Origin of the sequence: Rubrivirga sp. S365 (genome assembly GCF_032248475.1) — a bacterium.
Classification (GTDB): Bacteria; Bacteroidota; Rhodothermia; order Rhodothermales; family Rubricoccaceae; genus Rubrivirga; species Rubrivirga litoralis.
The window spans coordinates 3485253-3499622 of sequence record NZ_JAVTTN010000001.1; the positions used below are offsets into that span (position 1 = coordinate 3485253).

12 protein-coding genes are annotated in these 14370 nt (G+C 75.0%); 9 read left to right on the plus strand and 3 right to left on the minus strand.

What is annotated here, in order from left to right:
• The first annotated feature begins 22 nt into the window (after positions 1–22).
• The 8 genes from RQM47_RS15280 to RQM47_RS15315 all read left to right on the plus strand — a co-directional run bounded on the left by RQM47_RS15280 (position 23) and on the right by RQM47_RS15315 (position 10232).
• Positions 23–1609 carry an SLBB domain-containing protein gene (locus RQM47_RS15280; RefSeq protein WP_311665819.1) on the plus strand — a complete coding sequence of 529 codons (1587 nt, stop codon included), beginning with the start codon at positions 23–25 and terminating at the stop codon, positions 1607–1609.
• A gap of 128 nt (positions 1610–1737) precedes the next feature.
• Complete coding sequence (locus tag RQM47_RS15285) at positions 1738–2988, plus strand: Wzz/FepE/Etk N-terminal domain-containing protein (protein WP_311665817.1); 1251 nt, start codon at positions 1738–1740, stop codon at positions 2986–2988.
• Positions 2988–4430 (plus strand): O-antigen ligase family protein, encoded by a 1443-nt coding sequence (locus RQM47_RS15290; protein ID WP_311665815.1) that lies wholly within the window; start codon positions 2988–2990, stop codon positions 4428–4430. The genes RQM47_RS15285 and RQM47_RS15290 overlap by 1 nt, the downstream gene beginning before the upstream one ends.
• An 84-nt stretch (positions 4431–4514) precedes the next feature.
• The gene (locus tag RQM47_RS15295) at positions 4515–5945 is read left to right on the plus strand and encodes an oligosaccharide flippase family protein (RefSeq protein ID WP_311665813.1); all 1431 of its coding nucleotides are present in this window, start codon (positions 4515–4517) and stop codon (positions 5943–5945) included.
• A gap of 25 nt (positions 5946–5970) precedes the next feature.
• The gene (locus tag RQM47_RS15300) at positions 5971–6873 is read left to right on the plus strand and encodes a glycosyltransferase family 2 protein (protein WP_311665811.1); all 903 of its coding nucleotides are present in this window, start codon (positions 5971–5973) and stop codon (positions 6871–6873) included.
• On the plus strand, positions 6860–8080 hold the full coding sequence (locus RQM47_RS15305) for a glycosyltransferase (protein ID WP_314009420.1): 1221 nt from the start codon (positions 6860–6862) through the stop codon (positions 8078–8080). The genes RQM47_RS15300 and RQM47_RS15305 overlap by 14 nt, the downstream gene beginning before the upstream one ends.
• A 23-nt stretch (positions 8081–8103) precedes the next feature.
• Positions 8104–9225, plus strand: a complete 1122-nt coding sequence (locus RQM47_RS15310; RefSeq protein WP_314009421.1) for a glycosyltransferase — start codon at positions 8104–8106, stop codon at positions 9223–9225.
• 47 nt (positions 9226–9272) lie between these two features.
• Positions 9273–10232 (plus strand): class I SAM-dependent methyltransferase, encoded by a 960-nt coding sequence (locus tag RQM47_RS15315; RefSeq protein WP_311665805.1) that lies wholly within the window; start codon positions 9273–9275, stop codon positions 10230–10232.
• Positions 10233–10248: 16 nt separating this feature from the next.
• Here RQM47_RS15315 and RQM47_RS15320 read toward each other — a convergent pair whose 3' ends face one another.
• Positions 10249–11292, minus strand: coding sequence for a hypothetical protein (locus RQM47_RS15320; RefSeq protein WP_314009422.1), 1044 nt, complete (start codon positions 11290–11292; stop codon positions 10249–10251).
• A gap of 134 nt (positions 11293–11426) precedes the next feature.
• Here RQM47_RS15320 and RQM47_RS15325 point away from each other — a divergent pair, with 134 nt between their 5' ends.
• Positions 11427–12182 carry a class I SAM-dependent methyltransferase gene (locus RQM47_RS15325; RefSeq protein ID WP_314009423.1) on the plus strand — a complete coding sequence of 252 codons (756 nt, stop codon included), beginning with the start codon at positions 11427–11429 and terminating at the stop codon, positions 12180–12182.
• Here the strand turns inward: RQM47_RS15325 and dut are convergent.
• Together dut and RQM47_RS15335 are read right to left on the minus strand one after the other, a co-directional pair.
• Entirely contained in the window at positions 12179–12631 is a 453-nt protein-coding gene (gene dut, locus RQM47_RS15330) for a dUTP diphosphatase (RefSeq protein ID WP_314009424.1), read from the minus strand. The genes RQM47_RS15325 and dut overlap by 4 nt on opposite strands.
• 64 nt (positions 12632–12695) lie before the next feature.
• Entirely contained in the window at positions 12696–14321 is a 1626-nt protein-coding gene (locus RQM47_RS15335; RefSeq protein WP_314009425.1) for a peptide MFS transporter, read from the minus strand.
• Between the last annotated feature and the right edge of the window lie 49 nt (positions 14322–14370).

Sequence of the window (14370 nt, forward strand, 5' to 3'; positions counted from 1 at the left end):
CGATCGCCTGCCGCGCCGCCGAATGTACCGTCTCCCCCGCGGCCTGTCCCTGGTCGCGCTCGTCTGCCTGTCCGCCGTCGCCAGCGCGCAGGCGCCGACCCTCGGCCCCGTTCGGACCGACCGCCGCGTGGGGCCGGCGATCTCGATCGAGGGGACGGTCGACCCGTCGACGTACACGCTCGGCCCGGGCGACGTGCTCGCGGCGACCCTGGGCGGCCAGAGCCCGCGCGTCCTCGAAGCGCAGGTGTCGGCCGACGGCCTGCTCGTGATCCCCGAGGCCGGCACGTTCCAAGCCAGCGGCCGGACGCTCGCCGACGTCCAGCGGGCAGTCCGCGCCGCGCTCGACCGCCAGTACCGGAACGTCCCGACGGACCTCGTGCTGACCGCGCCGCGGCGGTACTTCGTCCACGTCTCCGGCGCCGTCGCGGCGCCGGGCCGGCGGCTCGTCGGGCCGGTCCCGCGGCTGGAGGACGCGCTCGCGGCGGCGGGCGGGCTCGCCGAGGTCGGCGGCCTCCAGCCGGCCGCCCGCGCCGTCGTCGTGCGGCGCGAGGGCGGGGCGGACCTCACTGTCGACTACCGCCGATACCTCGCCACCGGCGACCTCGACGGCAACCCGCGCCTGCTCGACGGCGACGTCGTCTACCTCCCCACGTTCGACCCGCTGAGCGAGGGTGCGCTCGTGGGCGGCGTCGTCGCCCGGCCCGGCCCGTACGACCTCAAGCCGGGCGACACCGTCCGCGACCTCGTGCTCATCGCGGGCGGCCCCGAGGCCTCCGTCACGGGCGTGCGCCTGACACGCGCGGCGGCCGACGGCGCGATTGCCGACCGGCTCCTGGCGCCCGGCGAGCTGGGCACCGTCGCGGTCCAGCCGGGCGACCAGCTCTACGTGCTCGCGCGCGACGAGGACGCCGGCACGGCCGAGGCGCTCGGGCTCGTGCGCTACCCCGGGGTGTACCCGATCCGCGACGGCGAGACGACGGTCCGCGAGTTGGTCCGGCGGGCGGGGGGCGTGCTCCCCGAGGCGCTCCCGCGCGCGGCCGTCCTGTACCGGCAGCCCGAGGCGGCCGGGACGCAGTCGCTGGCCCCGGACGCCACGCGCCTGAGCGAGTTCGACGTGCTCCGCCGGGCCTACCTCCAGCAGGAGGCGTCGCGGCCAGCCCAGGTCTCGATCGACCTCGCGGCCGCGCTCCGCGGCGAGGGCGAGTCGGTCGTCGTCCGCACCGGCGACCGGCTCGTGGTCCCGTCGGGGGCGGGGACGGTCTACGTGTTTGGGCAGGTGCTCCGGCCCGGGCTCGTCCCGTTCGCGGCGGGCCAGACGGCCGGGGCCTACGTGGCCGCGGCGGGCGGGGCGGCGTCGGGGGCCGAGACCACGTTCGTCATCGAGGCCGGCACAGGCCGCTACGTCGAGGGGCCGGCGACGCCGGTCGGCCCCGGCGACCGCGTGTTCGTCGAGCGCGCCCCGCGGGCCGACACGCCCGAGCTCCGCCAGCTCGAGCTCGCCCTCGAATCGGATCGCCGGAACCGGACGCTCCAGGTGATCCAGACGGCGTTCGCCGCCATCAGCACCGTCGCGACGCTCATCTTCGCCTATGACGCGATCACGAACTAGCCCGCCCCGAGCGCTCCTTGAGGGCGGGGCGGTAGCTTCGAGTCCGCCCCGCCCCCCGTGCCTCTGCCGCGTTTGCTGCTCCGTCCGCCCCGCCCGGCCCCGCCGGGAGCGTTTTTCTGACTCGACCTATGGACCCCGCACGCGAGCGCGCCGACATCGACCTGTCCGTTCCCGGTGGTGACGGGGACGGCCCGGTCCCGCCCCGCTCGGTCGAGGCCGAGCTCCTGGCGAGCAACGAGCGGACGCGGGAGCGGCTGTGGTGGGCCGCCGCCGCCCTCTACCGGCGACGGTGGACCATCACGGCGGTCACGGCACTCGTGGCCATCGCGGCGGTCGCGATCACGCTCCAGCTCCCGAACCAGTACCGCGCCGAAACGCGCGTGCTGCTCCCCGACGAGGGCGGGGGCCTGGTCTCGGCCGCGATCAGCGCGGTCTCGCCCGCGGCGGCGGCCCTGCTCGGCGGCGGCGGCGGCGGGTTCACGCGCTACATGGCGATCCTGACGAGCCCCTCGACGCTCGAAGACGTCGTCGAGCGGTTCGACCTCGTCGCCGCGTACGACCTGGAAGACGCCGACTTCCCCCAGGCTCGGACCCTCGCCGAGCTGTACGACCGGGCCGAGTTCGAGGTCAGCGTCGAGTACGACTACCTCGCGGTGAGCGTGCTCGACGAGGATCCCGAGCGGGCGGCGCAGATGGCAAATTTTTTCGTCGAGCGCCTAAACGAGCGGAACATCGAGTTCCAGTCGAGCAGCGCGGGCGAGTACCGCCGGTCGCTCCAGGCGCGCCTGGAACAGTCGTACGCCGACCTCGACTCGACGCAGGCCGTGCTCCAGGCGCTCCAGGAGCGGTCAGGCGTGGTCCAGCCTGAGGCCCAGGCCTCGGCCCTGTTCGAAGCGCTGGCCTCAGCCCAAGCCGAGGCGGCCGGCGCCGAGGTCCAGTACCAGGCGCTCCTGTCGCAGTACGGCCCCGAGAACACCGACGTCCGGGCCGCAGCGGCGGCCGTCGAGGCCGCGCGCCAGCAGGTGGCGCGGCTCGCGGGCGGGGCGGAGGCGGCCCTCCCCCTCCCGCTCCGCGACCTCCCGCGCGTCCAGCGCGAGTACGCGCAGGTGCTCCAGGAGGTGACGATCCAGCAGGCCGTGATCGAGACCGTGCAGCCGCTCTACGAGCAGGCCCGGCTCCAGGAGCAGCGCGACGCCGACGCCGTGCAGGTCCTGGACCCGGCCACCCCGCCCGCGCGGAAGGCCGAGCCGCGGCGGTCGCTCCTGGTCATCGGGGCCACGCTCTCGGCGTTCCTCGTCGCCGTGGCGGTGACGCTGCTGCTCGCGGCGCTCGGGCGGGGCGGGCCGTCGGTGCTCGCGCGGCTCCGGGCAGAGGCGTAGTGCAGGCGGCCCGCCCCGCCCCGCCCCCGACGCCTCTCGCGTCGGCGGCCGTCCTCGCGGGCGGGGCGGCCGTCCTCGGGCTCGCCGTCTGGCTCGCCGCCATCGGGTCGCTGGCGGTGTGGGCCGTGCCGGTGGTGATCGCCGTGGGCTTGTGGCTGGCCGTCGCACGGCCCACCCCGCTCGCCCGGCTCACGGCCGTTCTCGTTCTGCTCACCTTCCAGTTCCGCGGCGAGCAGGGGACGACGGCGCTGGAAGTGGTTTCTGGGCTCGCGCTCGTCGTGTACCTCGCCCACTGGTACGTCGACGTGTGGCTCTACCGGCGGCGCGTGGTCACGTCGATGTTCGACGTGGCTGCTCTCACCTGGGGGGCGGGCGGGTTGGTGGCGGGCATGGTGCTCGGGCAGTTGTTCGGAGCCAGCGCCTACGACTTCCGAGCCGACGTGCTCGCGACGATCCCGTTCCTCCTCTACCTGCCTGCCAAGGACCTGTGCGCCCGCCACCGCTATGGGTCGCTGCTGCTGGCCGGCGCGCTCGTAGCGTACGGCGTCATCGCGTCGGTGCAGAGCGCGCTCTTCTTGCGCGAGGTCGTCACGGGCGCTACCGCCGTGTGGGAGATCGCTGACGCCCGGTTCGCGTCGAGCGAGACATCCGTGACGGCGGGCCTCCTGCTCAGCGTCGCCACCTTCGCCACGGCGCGAGGTCGGACCACGCGAGCGGTGGCTCTCGCCCTCGCGGGCGGGCTCCTCGGAGGCCTCATCCTGTCGAAGTCCCGGGGGTTCTGGGTCGCCGCCGTTCTCGGCCTCGTGGCCCTCGGAGTCGTCGGCCGCTCGGCGGACCGGAGGCGGCTGGTCCTGGCCGCCGTCTTGGGCACGACGGCCCTCGTCGCCCTCAGCCTCCTCCTGTTCGCGGACCAGATCTCGCTCATCGTCGACGGGTCGCTCAACCGGCTCGCGACGCTCGCGACGGCCGGGCAGGACATCTCGCTCCTGAACCGCTTTGCCGAAACCGACGCGGCGTGGGAGCGCATCCGGGCGAACCCCGTGCTCGGGTACGGGTGGGGCGTCCAGTTCTCGTACTACGGGCTGATCTCCCACGAGACCATTACCTGGGCGTTCCTGCACAACGGGTACGTCTCGCTGTGGTACAAGACGGGCCTGTGGGGCCTCCTCCTGATGATGACCGTCTGGACGGGCGGGGTGGTCCGCGGGGCGGCGGCGGGCCGGTCGCCCCGGCTTGCGGCGCGCGAGCGCGCGTGCGCGCTGGGGGCGATGGCGACGCTCGTGGCCTTTTCACTTGCGGCCATCACGTCAGGACCGTTTTCGATCCTGGACCAGATGCTCGTCGTCACGCTCACGCTCGCGCTTGCCCACGGCGTGGCCGACCGGGCGCGGGCGCTGTCCGCCCCGCCCGATGCGGCGTCCCGGCGTAGTGCAGCACAGTAGCCCGTCCCCTGGGGAGCACCCGCCCCGCCCCGCTCGGGCTCCCGTCTCGTGGGGGGCGGGCGGGGCGGTCGGGGGGCCGCGGCTGTGAGCGTCCCCCGCAACACGGCCTACAACGCCGTAGGGTCCGCGGTCCCGCTGGCCGTGATGGTCCTCGCTGTTCCGCCGTACCTGGCCGCAATCGGGGAGGCACGATACGGGGTCCTGGCCGTGCTCTGGACGCTGCTGGGGTACTTCGGTTTGTTCGACCTCGGGCTGGGCCGGGCGGTCACGAACCGCGTCGCGGCACTGCACGGTGCCTCTGCAGAGCGGCGTGAAGCCGTGTTCTGGACGGCCCTCCTCCTCAACCTCGCCCTCGGTCTCGGCGCCGGCCTCGCTCTGTGGGCGGCGGCGACGCTCGTGTTCGGGCTCGTTGTCGACGTACCCAGCGCTCTCGCTGGCGAGGTGAAGGCGGCCCTCCCCTTTTTGGCTCTGGCCTTTCCCCTCCTCCTCGCGTCGAGCGTGATGGCCGGTGCGCTCATGGGACGGGAGGAGTTTCTCCGCCAGAACGTGGTCCGGGTTGGGGAGGGCGCGCTGGTGCAGCTGGTGCCCCTCGCCGTCGCCCTCACCGCGGGTCCGCAGCTGTCGGGGCTCGTCCTGGCCGTCCTCGCCGTTCGGACCGCGAGCAGTCTCGCCCTTTTCGCCCTGTGCGTCCGTCGCCTGCCCGTCGGGCTCCACCCCCGCCTGGACCGGCGCGAGGTCCGCCCGCTCTTCGTCTACGGGGGGTGGGTGACGGTGACGAGCGCGATCAACCCCCTGCTCTCGACGCTCGACCGCGTGGTCATCGGGGCCGTGTCCGGCGTCCGGGCCGTGTCGTACTACACGGTTCCGTTCGGCGTCGTGACCCAGATCACGCTCGTGCCGGGCAGCCTGACAAACGCCCTGTTCCCCCGGTTCTCGGCGCGGGCGGCGCTTGGCGAGCAGCACGCGCTCCAGGCCAAGGGGATGCGGAGCGTCGCGGCCGTCGTGACGCCGGCGGTCGTGGCCAGCCTGCTCCTCGTGGACCCGCTGATCGCGTGGTGGATCAGCCCGGCTTTCGCGGAGGCGGCGGGGCTGGTGGGCATCCTTCTCCTCCCCGGCGTCTGGTTCAACTGCCTCGCCTACGTCCCGTTCGCGATGCTCCAGGGCAGCGGCAGGCCAGACCTCGTCGCAAAGGTCCACGCCGCGGAGCTGGTGCCGTACCTCCTCCTGCTCTGGCTGGCCCTCCACGAGTACGGAGCCGCCGGGGCCGCCGCCGCGTGGAGCGCCCGCGCGATCGTGGACACGGTGGTCCTGAGCGTGCTGAGCAGGGTCCCGGCCCGCACGATACGGAGCGTGTTCGGCGCAGGGGCGTTGGTCGCCGCGGCCCTCGCGGTCGCCGTTCTCGGTCTGGGATTCACCCCGTCGCTGGTCCTCGGCGCGACCTTGTTCGCCGTCGCGGGATGGACGGGGTACGTCCAGCTCCGGCCGCTCATCAAGCCCCTGACGGGGGCCGCGTAGCTCTGTCAGCGGACCCTCCCGCCCCGTGGACTGCTCGACCATCATCGTCAGCTACGACACGTTCGACCTTACGCGCGAGGCCGTGCGGTCGGCGCTGGAGGCGGCGCCTGGGCTGCGCCACGAGGTCGTCGTGGTCGACAACGACTCGCCGGACGGGAGCGCCGCCCGTCTCCGCGCGGCGTTCGCCGGCGACGCCCGCGTCCGGGTCGTCGAGAGCGGGGGGAACGTCGGCTTCGCGGCCGCCAACAACGTGGGGGCGGGGCGGTCGTCGGGGCGCGTCCTGTTCTTCCTCAACCCCGACACCGTCGTGCACGGCGACGCCGTGGCCCGGCTCGTGGCCTACCTCGACGGCCACCCCGAGGCCGGGGCCGTCGGCCCGCGCGTGCTCAACGGCGACGGGACGGACCAGGTGAGCACGAGCCCCTTCGACACCGCCCAGTCGATCGCCCGGCACCTGCTGGCGCTGCCCGCCCCGCGCCCGCCGCTGGACCGCCCCGCCCCCGTTGACGTGGTCAAGGGGTGCGCGCTGGCCCTCCGCCGCGAGGTGTTCGACGCCGTCGGCGGGTGGGACGAGCGGTACTTCATGTACGCTGAGGAGAACGAGCTGTGCCTGGCGCTCGCGCGGGCGGGGCGGCAGAATGCGTTCGTGCCCGACGCCGTCGTCACGCACATCGGCGGCGCCGCGAGCGCCGGGCGGTACGCCGAGCAGCAGGTGGTGGCGTCGAGGAGCCACGCCGCGTTCCTGCGGCGCCACGGGTCGCCGGCGCTCGCCCGGTTCCACCGGGCGGGGAGCGCGGTCGGGTACGGCGCGCGCGCGGTCGCCTTCCGGGCGCTGGCCCGGCTCCGGCCGGCGCGGGCCGCCGACTACCGCCGCCGGGGCGACGCCGCCGCCGCCATCTGGACGTGGGCCGTCTTTGACTACTCCTAGCCCCCGCCCCATCGGCCGCGTGTGCGTGCAGTGGCCGCGCCTCGGGCCGTACCACCTGGCGCGGCTCCGGGCGCTCCACGCGCGCCTCGGCGCCGAGGGCGTCGCGCTGACGGCGCTCGAGACGGCCACCGTCGACACGACGTACGCGTGGCGCGAGGAGGCGGGGCCGACGCCGTACGACCGCGTGTGCGCCCTCCCCGGCCGGTCGATGGCGGCCACCCCGCCCGTCCAGACGCGCCGGGCCGTGACCTCGGCGCTCGACCGGATCGACGCCGACGCCGTCGCCATCACGAGCTACAGCACGCCCGACGCCCACGCCGCGCTCGCGTGGTGCCGCCGCCGCAGCCGCGTGGCCGTGCTCCTCTTCGACAGCCGCGCCGAGGACGCCGAGCGCTCGCCGTGGCGCGAGCGCGTCAAGCGTACGCTCGTCGCGCAGTACGACGCGGCGCTCGTCGCCGGGACGCCGCAGGCCGCCTACGCCGTCGCGCTCGGCGTCCCGCGGCGGCGCGTGTTCACGCCGCTCGACGTGGTCGACAACGCGTTTTTCCGCGACGGCGCCGCCCGGGAGCGCGGGCGGGGCGGGGTGGGCTTCCTCAGCGTCAACCGCTTTACGGAGCGCAAGAACGTCGGGCTCCTGGTCGAGGCGTACCGGCGCTACCGGGCCGCCGCCGAGGCACCGTGGCCGCTCGTCCTGGTGGGCGACGGCCCGCTCCGCCCCGCCCTCGAACGGGCGGCTGGGGAGGGCGTCACGTTCGCCGGGTTCGCCCAGATCGAGGCGCTCCCGGCGCACTACGGCGCGGCGGGCGCCTACGTCCACCCCGCCCGGGCGGACCAGTGGGGGCTGGTCGTGAACGAGGCGATGGCGAGCGGGCTGCCCGTGCTCGTGTCGAGCGGGGCGGGGTGCGCGCGCGACCTCGTCCGAGAGGGCGAGAACGGGTTCCGGTTCGCCCCTGACGACCCGGGCGCGCTGGCCGACCTCCTGGCGCACGTCGCGTCGGACCGGACGGACCGGGACGCGATGGGCCAGGCATCGCAATCCATCATCGCGTCGTACACGCCCGAAGCGTTCGCCGACGGCCTGTGGAACGCGGTGCGGGCGGGGCGGCCGGGGTCGGGGCGGCCGCTGAGCCCGGCCGCCCGCGCCGTCCTCGGCGCCCTCGCGGTCGCGGGCCGAGACCACCACGCGTTCCACTCTGTCGAGGCCTAAGGATGCGCCCCGCCCCGCCCCCCGTGGTCGTCGTCGGCCGGTTCCCGCCGCCGCTCGACGGGCAGGCCCTGGCGACGGCGCGCCTGGCCGACCTCCTGGCGAGCCCGCTGGGCGGGGCGGCCGACGTGGGACGCGTCGACGTCGGCGCGCCCGAGGGCGAGGCGCTCGTGACGAGTGGGGGCGGGGTGGCGCGGGCAGCCCACTTCCTACGCCTCCCCGCCCGCTTGCGACGGGCGCTCGCGGCGTGGCCCGGGGCGCCGGTCCTGTGGCCGTCCGTGTCGCCGTCGCCGCTCGGCCACGCGCGCGACCTGCTCACGGTGGCGCCCGCGTTCGGCCGGCGGCCGGTCGTCGCCGTCGTCCACCGGGGCGACGTCGAGCGCCTGTTCCGGTCGCCGCTGACGGCCGCCACCGGGCGCGCGCTCGTCCGCCGCCTCGCCGGCGTCGTGTTTCTGACGGAGGGGCTGGCTGCGCGGTGCGCGCCGTTCGTCCCGGCGGCCAAGCGCTGGGTGGTCCCCAACACGATCGACGACGCGGCCATCCCCGCCCCGCCCGAGGTCGAGGCGGCGCGGGCGGACCGGGCGGGGCGGCCTGGTGTCCGCCTCCTCTACCTGTCGGGCATGATCCCGTCGAAGGGCTACGCCGACGTGCTCGACGCGCTCGCCGTGCTCCGCGGGCGGGGCGTCGACGCCTCGGCCACGTTTGCCGGTCGGTGGCCGTCGAGCGCGGCCGAATCCGCGTTCCGCGCCCGGGTCGACGCGCTCGGCGTGGGCGGGGCGGTGCGCGTCCTGGGCGGCGTGTCCGACCGAACCGAAGTCCGCCGCCTGTACCTCGACGCCGACGCGTTCGTGCTCCCGACAGCGTACCCGGTCGAGGCCCAGCCGCTGACGGTGATCGAGGCGCTCGCGGCCGGGACGCCGGTCGTGGTCACGCGGCACGCCGGGCTGCCCGAGATGGTCGACGAGGGGCGGGGCGGCCGGTTCGTCCGCGCCGGAGCGCCGGCCGAGATCGCCGACGCGGTCCAGGCGCTCGGGCGGGGCGGGACGTGGGCGGCGGCGTCGACGGCGGCGCGGGCGCGGTTCGAGCGCCAGTTCAGCCCGGCCGTCGTCGGCGCGCGGTGGCGGGCGCTCCTGGCTCGGCTCCCCTGACGCCGCCCCGCCCCGGCCGAGGCGCGTGCGGCCGTAGGTTTGGATTTATGAGCGCAGCCTGCCGCGTCTGCGGCGCCCCCGGCCCCCACCCCGCCCTCGTCGCCCGCGAGATGATGTACGGGACGCGCGAGCGGTTCGAGTACTTCGCGTGCGCGGTGTGCGGGTGCCTCCAGATCGCCCACGTCCCGGCGGACTTGTCGGCGTACTACCCGGCCGATTACTACTCGTTCGGGGCCGAGGCGCCTGGGCCGCTCCGTCGGCTCGCGAAGCGGCAGCGGCTCCGGCACGCGCTCGGGCTCCCGAGCCTCGGCGGCGCGCTCCTCACGCGGCGCTACGGCGCGCCCTACGTCGGGCGGTGGCTGGCCCCGCTCCGCCCCGCCCTCGACAGCCGCATCCTGGACGTGGGGAGCGGGGCGGGGCACGTCCTCTTCGAGCTCCGCGACGCCGGCTTCACGTCGCTGACCGGGGCCGACCCATACGCGCCCGACGAGGTGGATTCGGGCGGGGTGCGGATCCTCCAGCAGAGCATCCACGAGGTCGAGGGAACGTTCGACCTCGTCATGCTCCACCACACGTTCGAGCACCTCGCGGATCCTGCCGAGACGCTGGCGTCGGCCGAGCGGCTCCTCCGGTCGGGCGGGCAGGTGCTCCTGCGCATTCCCGTGGCCGACTCGTACGCCTTCCGCACCTACGGGGCCGCCTGGGTCCAGCTCGACGCCCCGCGCCACCTGTTCCTCCACACCCGCGACAGCATCGGCCGACTGGCCGCCGGGGCGGGGCTGGAGGTGCGCGCCGTGACCTGCGACTCGTCGGCGTTCGGGCTGTGGGGGAGCGAGCAGTACCGGCAGGACATCGCCCTCCGCGACCCGCGGTCCTACGAGGTCGACCCCGCCGCCTCGCCCTTTTCGCCGGCCGACGTCGAGGCCTTCGAGCGCCAAGCCGCTGCGCTCAACCGGGCCGGCCACGGCGATCAGGCGTGCTTCACCCTCGCCCGCCCCGCCCGCTAGCGCGCGGGCGGGGCGGCTACCGCCCGAGCCGACCGCGGAGCTTGTCGCGGACCGCCACCGGCACGTCGAGCGCCAGCTTGCGGAGCGACCGCCCCGGCAGCCCGAGCTGCCCGCCGACGTGCCCGCGCCAGGCGTCGCCGCCGAGCGTCCAGAACCGCGAGCCCGGGTCGACGGCCTCGGCGAACGCGCGGCGGAGCCCGTATCGCTTTTCGCCCGGCACGTGCCACACGGTGAGGTCGAGGTCCGGCGCGCGGGCGTCGTCGCCCTGGAGGAGCGTCGTCCAGATGCGGCGGAGGAACGGGTTGGCGGTCCCGTAGGCGATCCCCAGGCGGTGGTAGATCCAGCTCAGCGCCTGCGCCTCCTCGTTAAAGTGCGGCCGCCCCGCCCCGTGCCGGCGGAGCATCTCGGGCCACAGCCGGGCGGCGAGCGCGTCGATCTGGCCCAGCACGTCGCCCGTCGCCGCCACCAGCTCGCCGCCGACGTAGGGCGGGGCGGTCTCGGGCGCCTCCCCGCCCAGCGTCGGCGCGAGGTCGGCGTAGAGCGCGCCCATCTGGGCGAGCGTGAGCCCGTTTTGCTCGCCGCCCTCAGGCAGCCCGAGGTCGTACGTCAGCGCTCCGTGGCGGCGCGTCATGGCCGCCATGCGGTCGGGCGGCCGCGCCCACACGCAGTCCGAGTCGAGGACCATGCCTACGCCGCCTGGCTCCACCTCGGCCGCCAGCCAGCGGACCACGTCGAACACGTAAAACTGGTTGCGCCACGCCCCGTAGTAGCCGGGCGGCGGCCGGAACGTGTACGGCAGCCGCACGACCTCGACGCCCAGCCGGTCGAGGAACGTGCCCAGATCGCGGCCGTCGACCGCCGGGACCGCCTCCACGTTCGTCGCCAGCACGAGCCGCGCGTCGGGCGCCCACCGCCGGGCGGACGCGAAGAAGACGGCCACGCACCGCCAGTAGACGGCTTGGAACCGCGTCGACGACGGCGCCCCCTGCCCCACCACCTGCGGGTAGACGCTCTCCTCGCCCGGCGGCTCGGCGTAGAGCCAGGTCGTGAGCGTGAGCATCGGGCGGGGCGGCCGCGGCGGAGAGCGGGCGGGGCGGCCCACGCCGGTGGCCCGGGCGGGGCGGCCGCGGGCGGGGCGGAGAGCGGGAAGGTAACGGGCGGCGCTAGGTTCGCGCGCCCCCACCCCGCCCCGCCATGCCCTACGACGGCCCGTTCTACGACACCTACCGCGGCGAGTCCGCCCGCTCGGCCGCCGCCTTCGCCGCGCTCCTCGCGGGCGAGCTGGGGCCGCGAAGCGTCCTCGACGTCGGGTGCGGCATCGGGACCTGGCTCCGGGCGTTCGGGGACGCCGGCGCCGAGGCGCTCGTCGGCGTCGACGGCCCCTACGTCGACGCGGGCCGGCTCCTGGTCCCGGCCGAGCGTTTCGTCGCGGCCGACCTCACGCGGCCGCTCGCGCTCCCCGACCGGCTGCCCCAGACGTTCGACCTCGCCGTGTCGATGGAGGTGGGCGAGCACCTCCCCGCCCGCGCCGCGCGGACGCTCGTCCGCTCGCTCACGGCCCGCGCGCCCGTCGTCCTGTTCTCGGCGGCCATCCCGCACCAGGGCGGCACCGACCACGTCAACGAGCAGTGGCCGAGGTACTGGACCCGCCGGTTCGCCGACGAGGGCTACCTCACGGTCGACCGGCTCCGCCCCGCGTTCTGGGACGACGACCGCGTGGCGTACTACTACGCCCAGAACGCCTTCCTCTTCGTCCGCGAGGGCGCGCTCGGCGACCACCCCGCCCTCGCCCCGTTCGTCGTGGACCCCGCCGACCCGACGCTCGACCGGGTCCACCCGCGGAAGTGGGCCGAGGCCAACGACCCGCGGCGCCAGCCGCTCCGGGGCGTGCTCGCCGCGCTCCCGCACGCGGTGCGGAACGCGGTCGCGCGGCGCGTCGGCCGGCGCTAGGCGGTCCCCGTCGAGCCGAACCCGCCGGCCCCGCGCGCGGTCGCGCCGAGGGCGTCGGCGCGCACGAGGCGGACGCGCTCGTAGCGGGCCACGACGAGTTGGGCAATCCGCTCGCCCCGCTCGACCCGGAACGGCTCCGGCCCGTGGTTGACGAGGAGCACGCCGACCTCGCCGCGGTACGAGCTGTCGAGAGTGCCCGGGCTGTTCAGGACCGTCACACCGTGGCGGAACGCGAGCCCCGAGCGCGGGCGGACCTGGCCCTCGGTCCCCTCCGGGAGCGCGACCTGGAGCCCGGTCGGGACGAGCGCGAAGGCGCCCGGCGCCAGCGTGATCGGCTCGCCCTCGGGGACGGCCGCGCGGAGGTCGAGGCCCGCCGAGCCCGGTTCGGCGTGGGCGGGGAGGTCGAGGCCCTCGCCGTGGGGGAGGACGGTCACAGAAACGTCGGTCATCGGAGTCTCCACCCCGCCCCGCCCCAACCGCACGGGCGGGGCGGAGGGGGCGCGGGCGGGGTGGTTAGGCGGCGACGGACGCGGACTCGGCCTTGGCCATCATCCGCTTGAACGGGCCGGCGACGAAGAAGAACACGACGCCGGCGGCGATCGCGATGGCGGCCACGAGGCCCATGAACGACGGGAGCTCCATCGTCTCGTAGAACGACGCGATAAAGCCGGCGATAAAGTTGCCGACCGACGCGCCCAGGAACCACACGCCCATCATGAGCGACGACACGCGGGCCGGGGCCAGCTTCGTCATCGCGCTCAGGCCGACCGGCGAGAGCGTGAGCTCGCCGAGCGTGTGGAGGAGGTAGGTCAGGACCAGCCACCACGGCGAGACCTGGGCGCCGCTGCCGGCCGCGATCCCGGCCCCGACCATGACCACGAACCCGAGCCCGAGGAGCACGAGGCCGATCCCGAACTTGGTCGGGCTCGCCGGGTCCTTCCCGCGCCGCCCGAGCGAGACCCAGATGGCGGCCACGACGGGCGCGATCGTGAAGATGAAGAAGGCGTTGGCCGACTGGAACCAGGCCGCCGGGACCGCTCTGAGCCCCGACGGCAGGAGCTCGAGGCCGGGGATCCACGCGAGCCAGCTGGGCAGGACGCGGTCGGTCGACTCCTGCGCGAACAGGTTGAGGCTCGTCCCGGCCTGCTCGAAGGCGGCCCAGAAGATGGCGGCGCCGACGAACAGGAGGCCGATGAGGTAGAGCCGCTTCCGCTCGGCCTCCGTCCAGTAGTCGCGCGAGAACAGCCACCCGAACAGGCCGAGCACGATGGCGAGCAGGACGACCGTGTAGACCGTCGTGATGGCTTCGGCCGTCTGCGCGATGACGCCCGCCGCCATCAGGCCGCCCAGGACGGCGACGAGCACGACGACGGCCCCGAGCCCTTTCAGGAACGACCCGCGCGCCGCGCTCTTCTCGGCCACCGCCTCGGCCGTCAGCGCGCCGACGTTGCCGAGCTGCTTCCCGAACAGGACGTAGACGATCATCCCGACGGCCATCCCGACGCCGGCCGCCGCGAACCCGTAGTGCCACCCGTAGTTGACCGCGAGCGCGCCGCAGACGAGCGGGGCGGCGAACGCGCCCATGTTGATCCCCATGTAGAAGATCGTGAACCCGGCGTCGCGGCGGGCGTCCTCGGCCGGGTAGAGCTGGCCGACCATGACCGAGATGTTCGGCTTGAGCAGGCCGGTCCCGAGCACGATCAGCCCGAGCCCGGCGTAGAAGAACGCCGTCGTCGGTACGGCCATCGTGAAGTGGCCGAGGGCGATCACCGTCCCGCCGATGAGCACGCTCCGCCGCTGGCCCAGGAGCCGGTCGGCGATCCACCCGCCGGGGAGGTTGACGAGGTAAACGAGCGACGTGTAGAACCCGTAGATGAGCGCCGAGGTCGCCACGTCGTAGCCCAGCCCGCCGTCGACCGTCTGGGCCGTCATAAACAGGACGAGGAGCGCCCGCATCCCGTAGTACGAGAACCGCTCGAAGAGCTCCGTAAAGAACAGGTTCGAGAGGCCGAGCGGGTGCCCGAAAAAGCGCGTGTCGTTCGCGCCGATCGCGACCGGGGCGGCCGCCGCGCCGCCGGCGGCGGCGATCTCGTGGGCCGCGAGGTCGGTCGAGGCCTCGGCGTCGGGTCCTTTGCTCATGTTGTCGGTGGGGCGGGGTGGCGTTCCTAGGGCGTGAAGATAGAGGCGG

Excerpts from the sequence above, each read along its gene's own strand:
- RQM47_RS15280 (WP_311665819.1), top strand. The coding sequence starts at position 23 with ATGTACCGTCTCCCCCGCGGCCTGTCCCTGGTCGCGCTCGTCTGCCTG.
- RQM47_RS15285 (WP_311665817.1), top strand. The coding sequence starts at position 1,738 with ATGGACCCCGCACGCGAGCGCGCCGACATCGACCTGTCCGTTCCCGGT.
- RQM47_RS15315 (WP_311665805.1), top strand. The coding sequence starts at position 9,273 with ATGAGCGCAGCCTGCCGCGTCTGCGGCGCCCCCGGCCCCCACCCCGCC.
- RQM47_RS15320 (WP_314009422.1), bottom strand. The coding sequence starts at position 11,292 with ATGCTCACGCTCACGACCTGGCTCTACGCCGAGCCGCCGGGCGAGGAG.
- RQM47_RS15325 (WP_314009423.1), top strand. The coding sequence starts at position 11,427 with ATGCCCTACGACGGCCCGTTCTACGACACCTACCGCGGCGAGTCCGCC.
- dut (WP_314009424.1), bottom strand. The coding sequence starts at position 12,631 with ATGACCGACGTTTCTGTGACCGTCCTCCCCCACGGCGAGGGCCTCGAC.
- RQM47_RS15335 (WP_314009425.1), bottom strand. The coding sequence starts at position 14,321 with ATGAGCAAAGGACCCGACGCCGAGGCCTCGACCGACCTCGCGGCCCAC.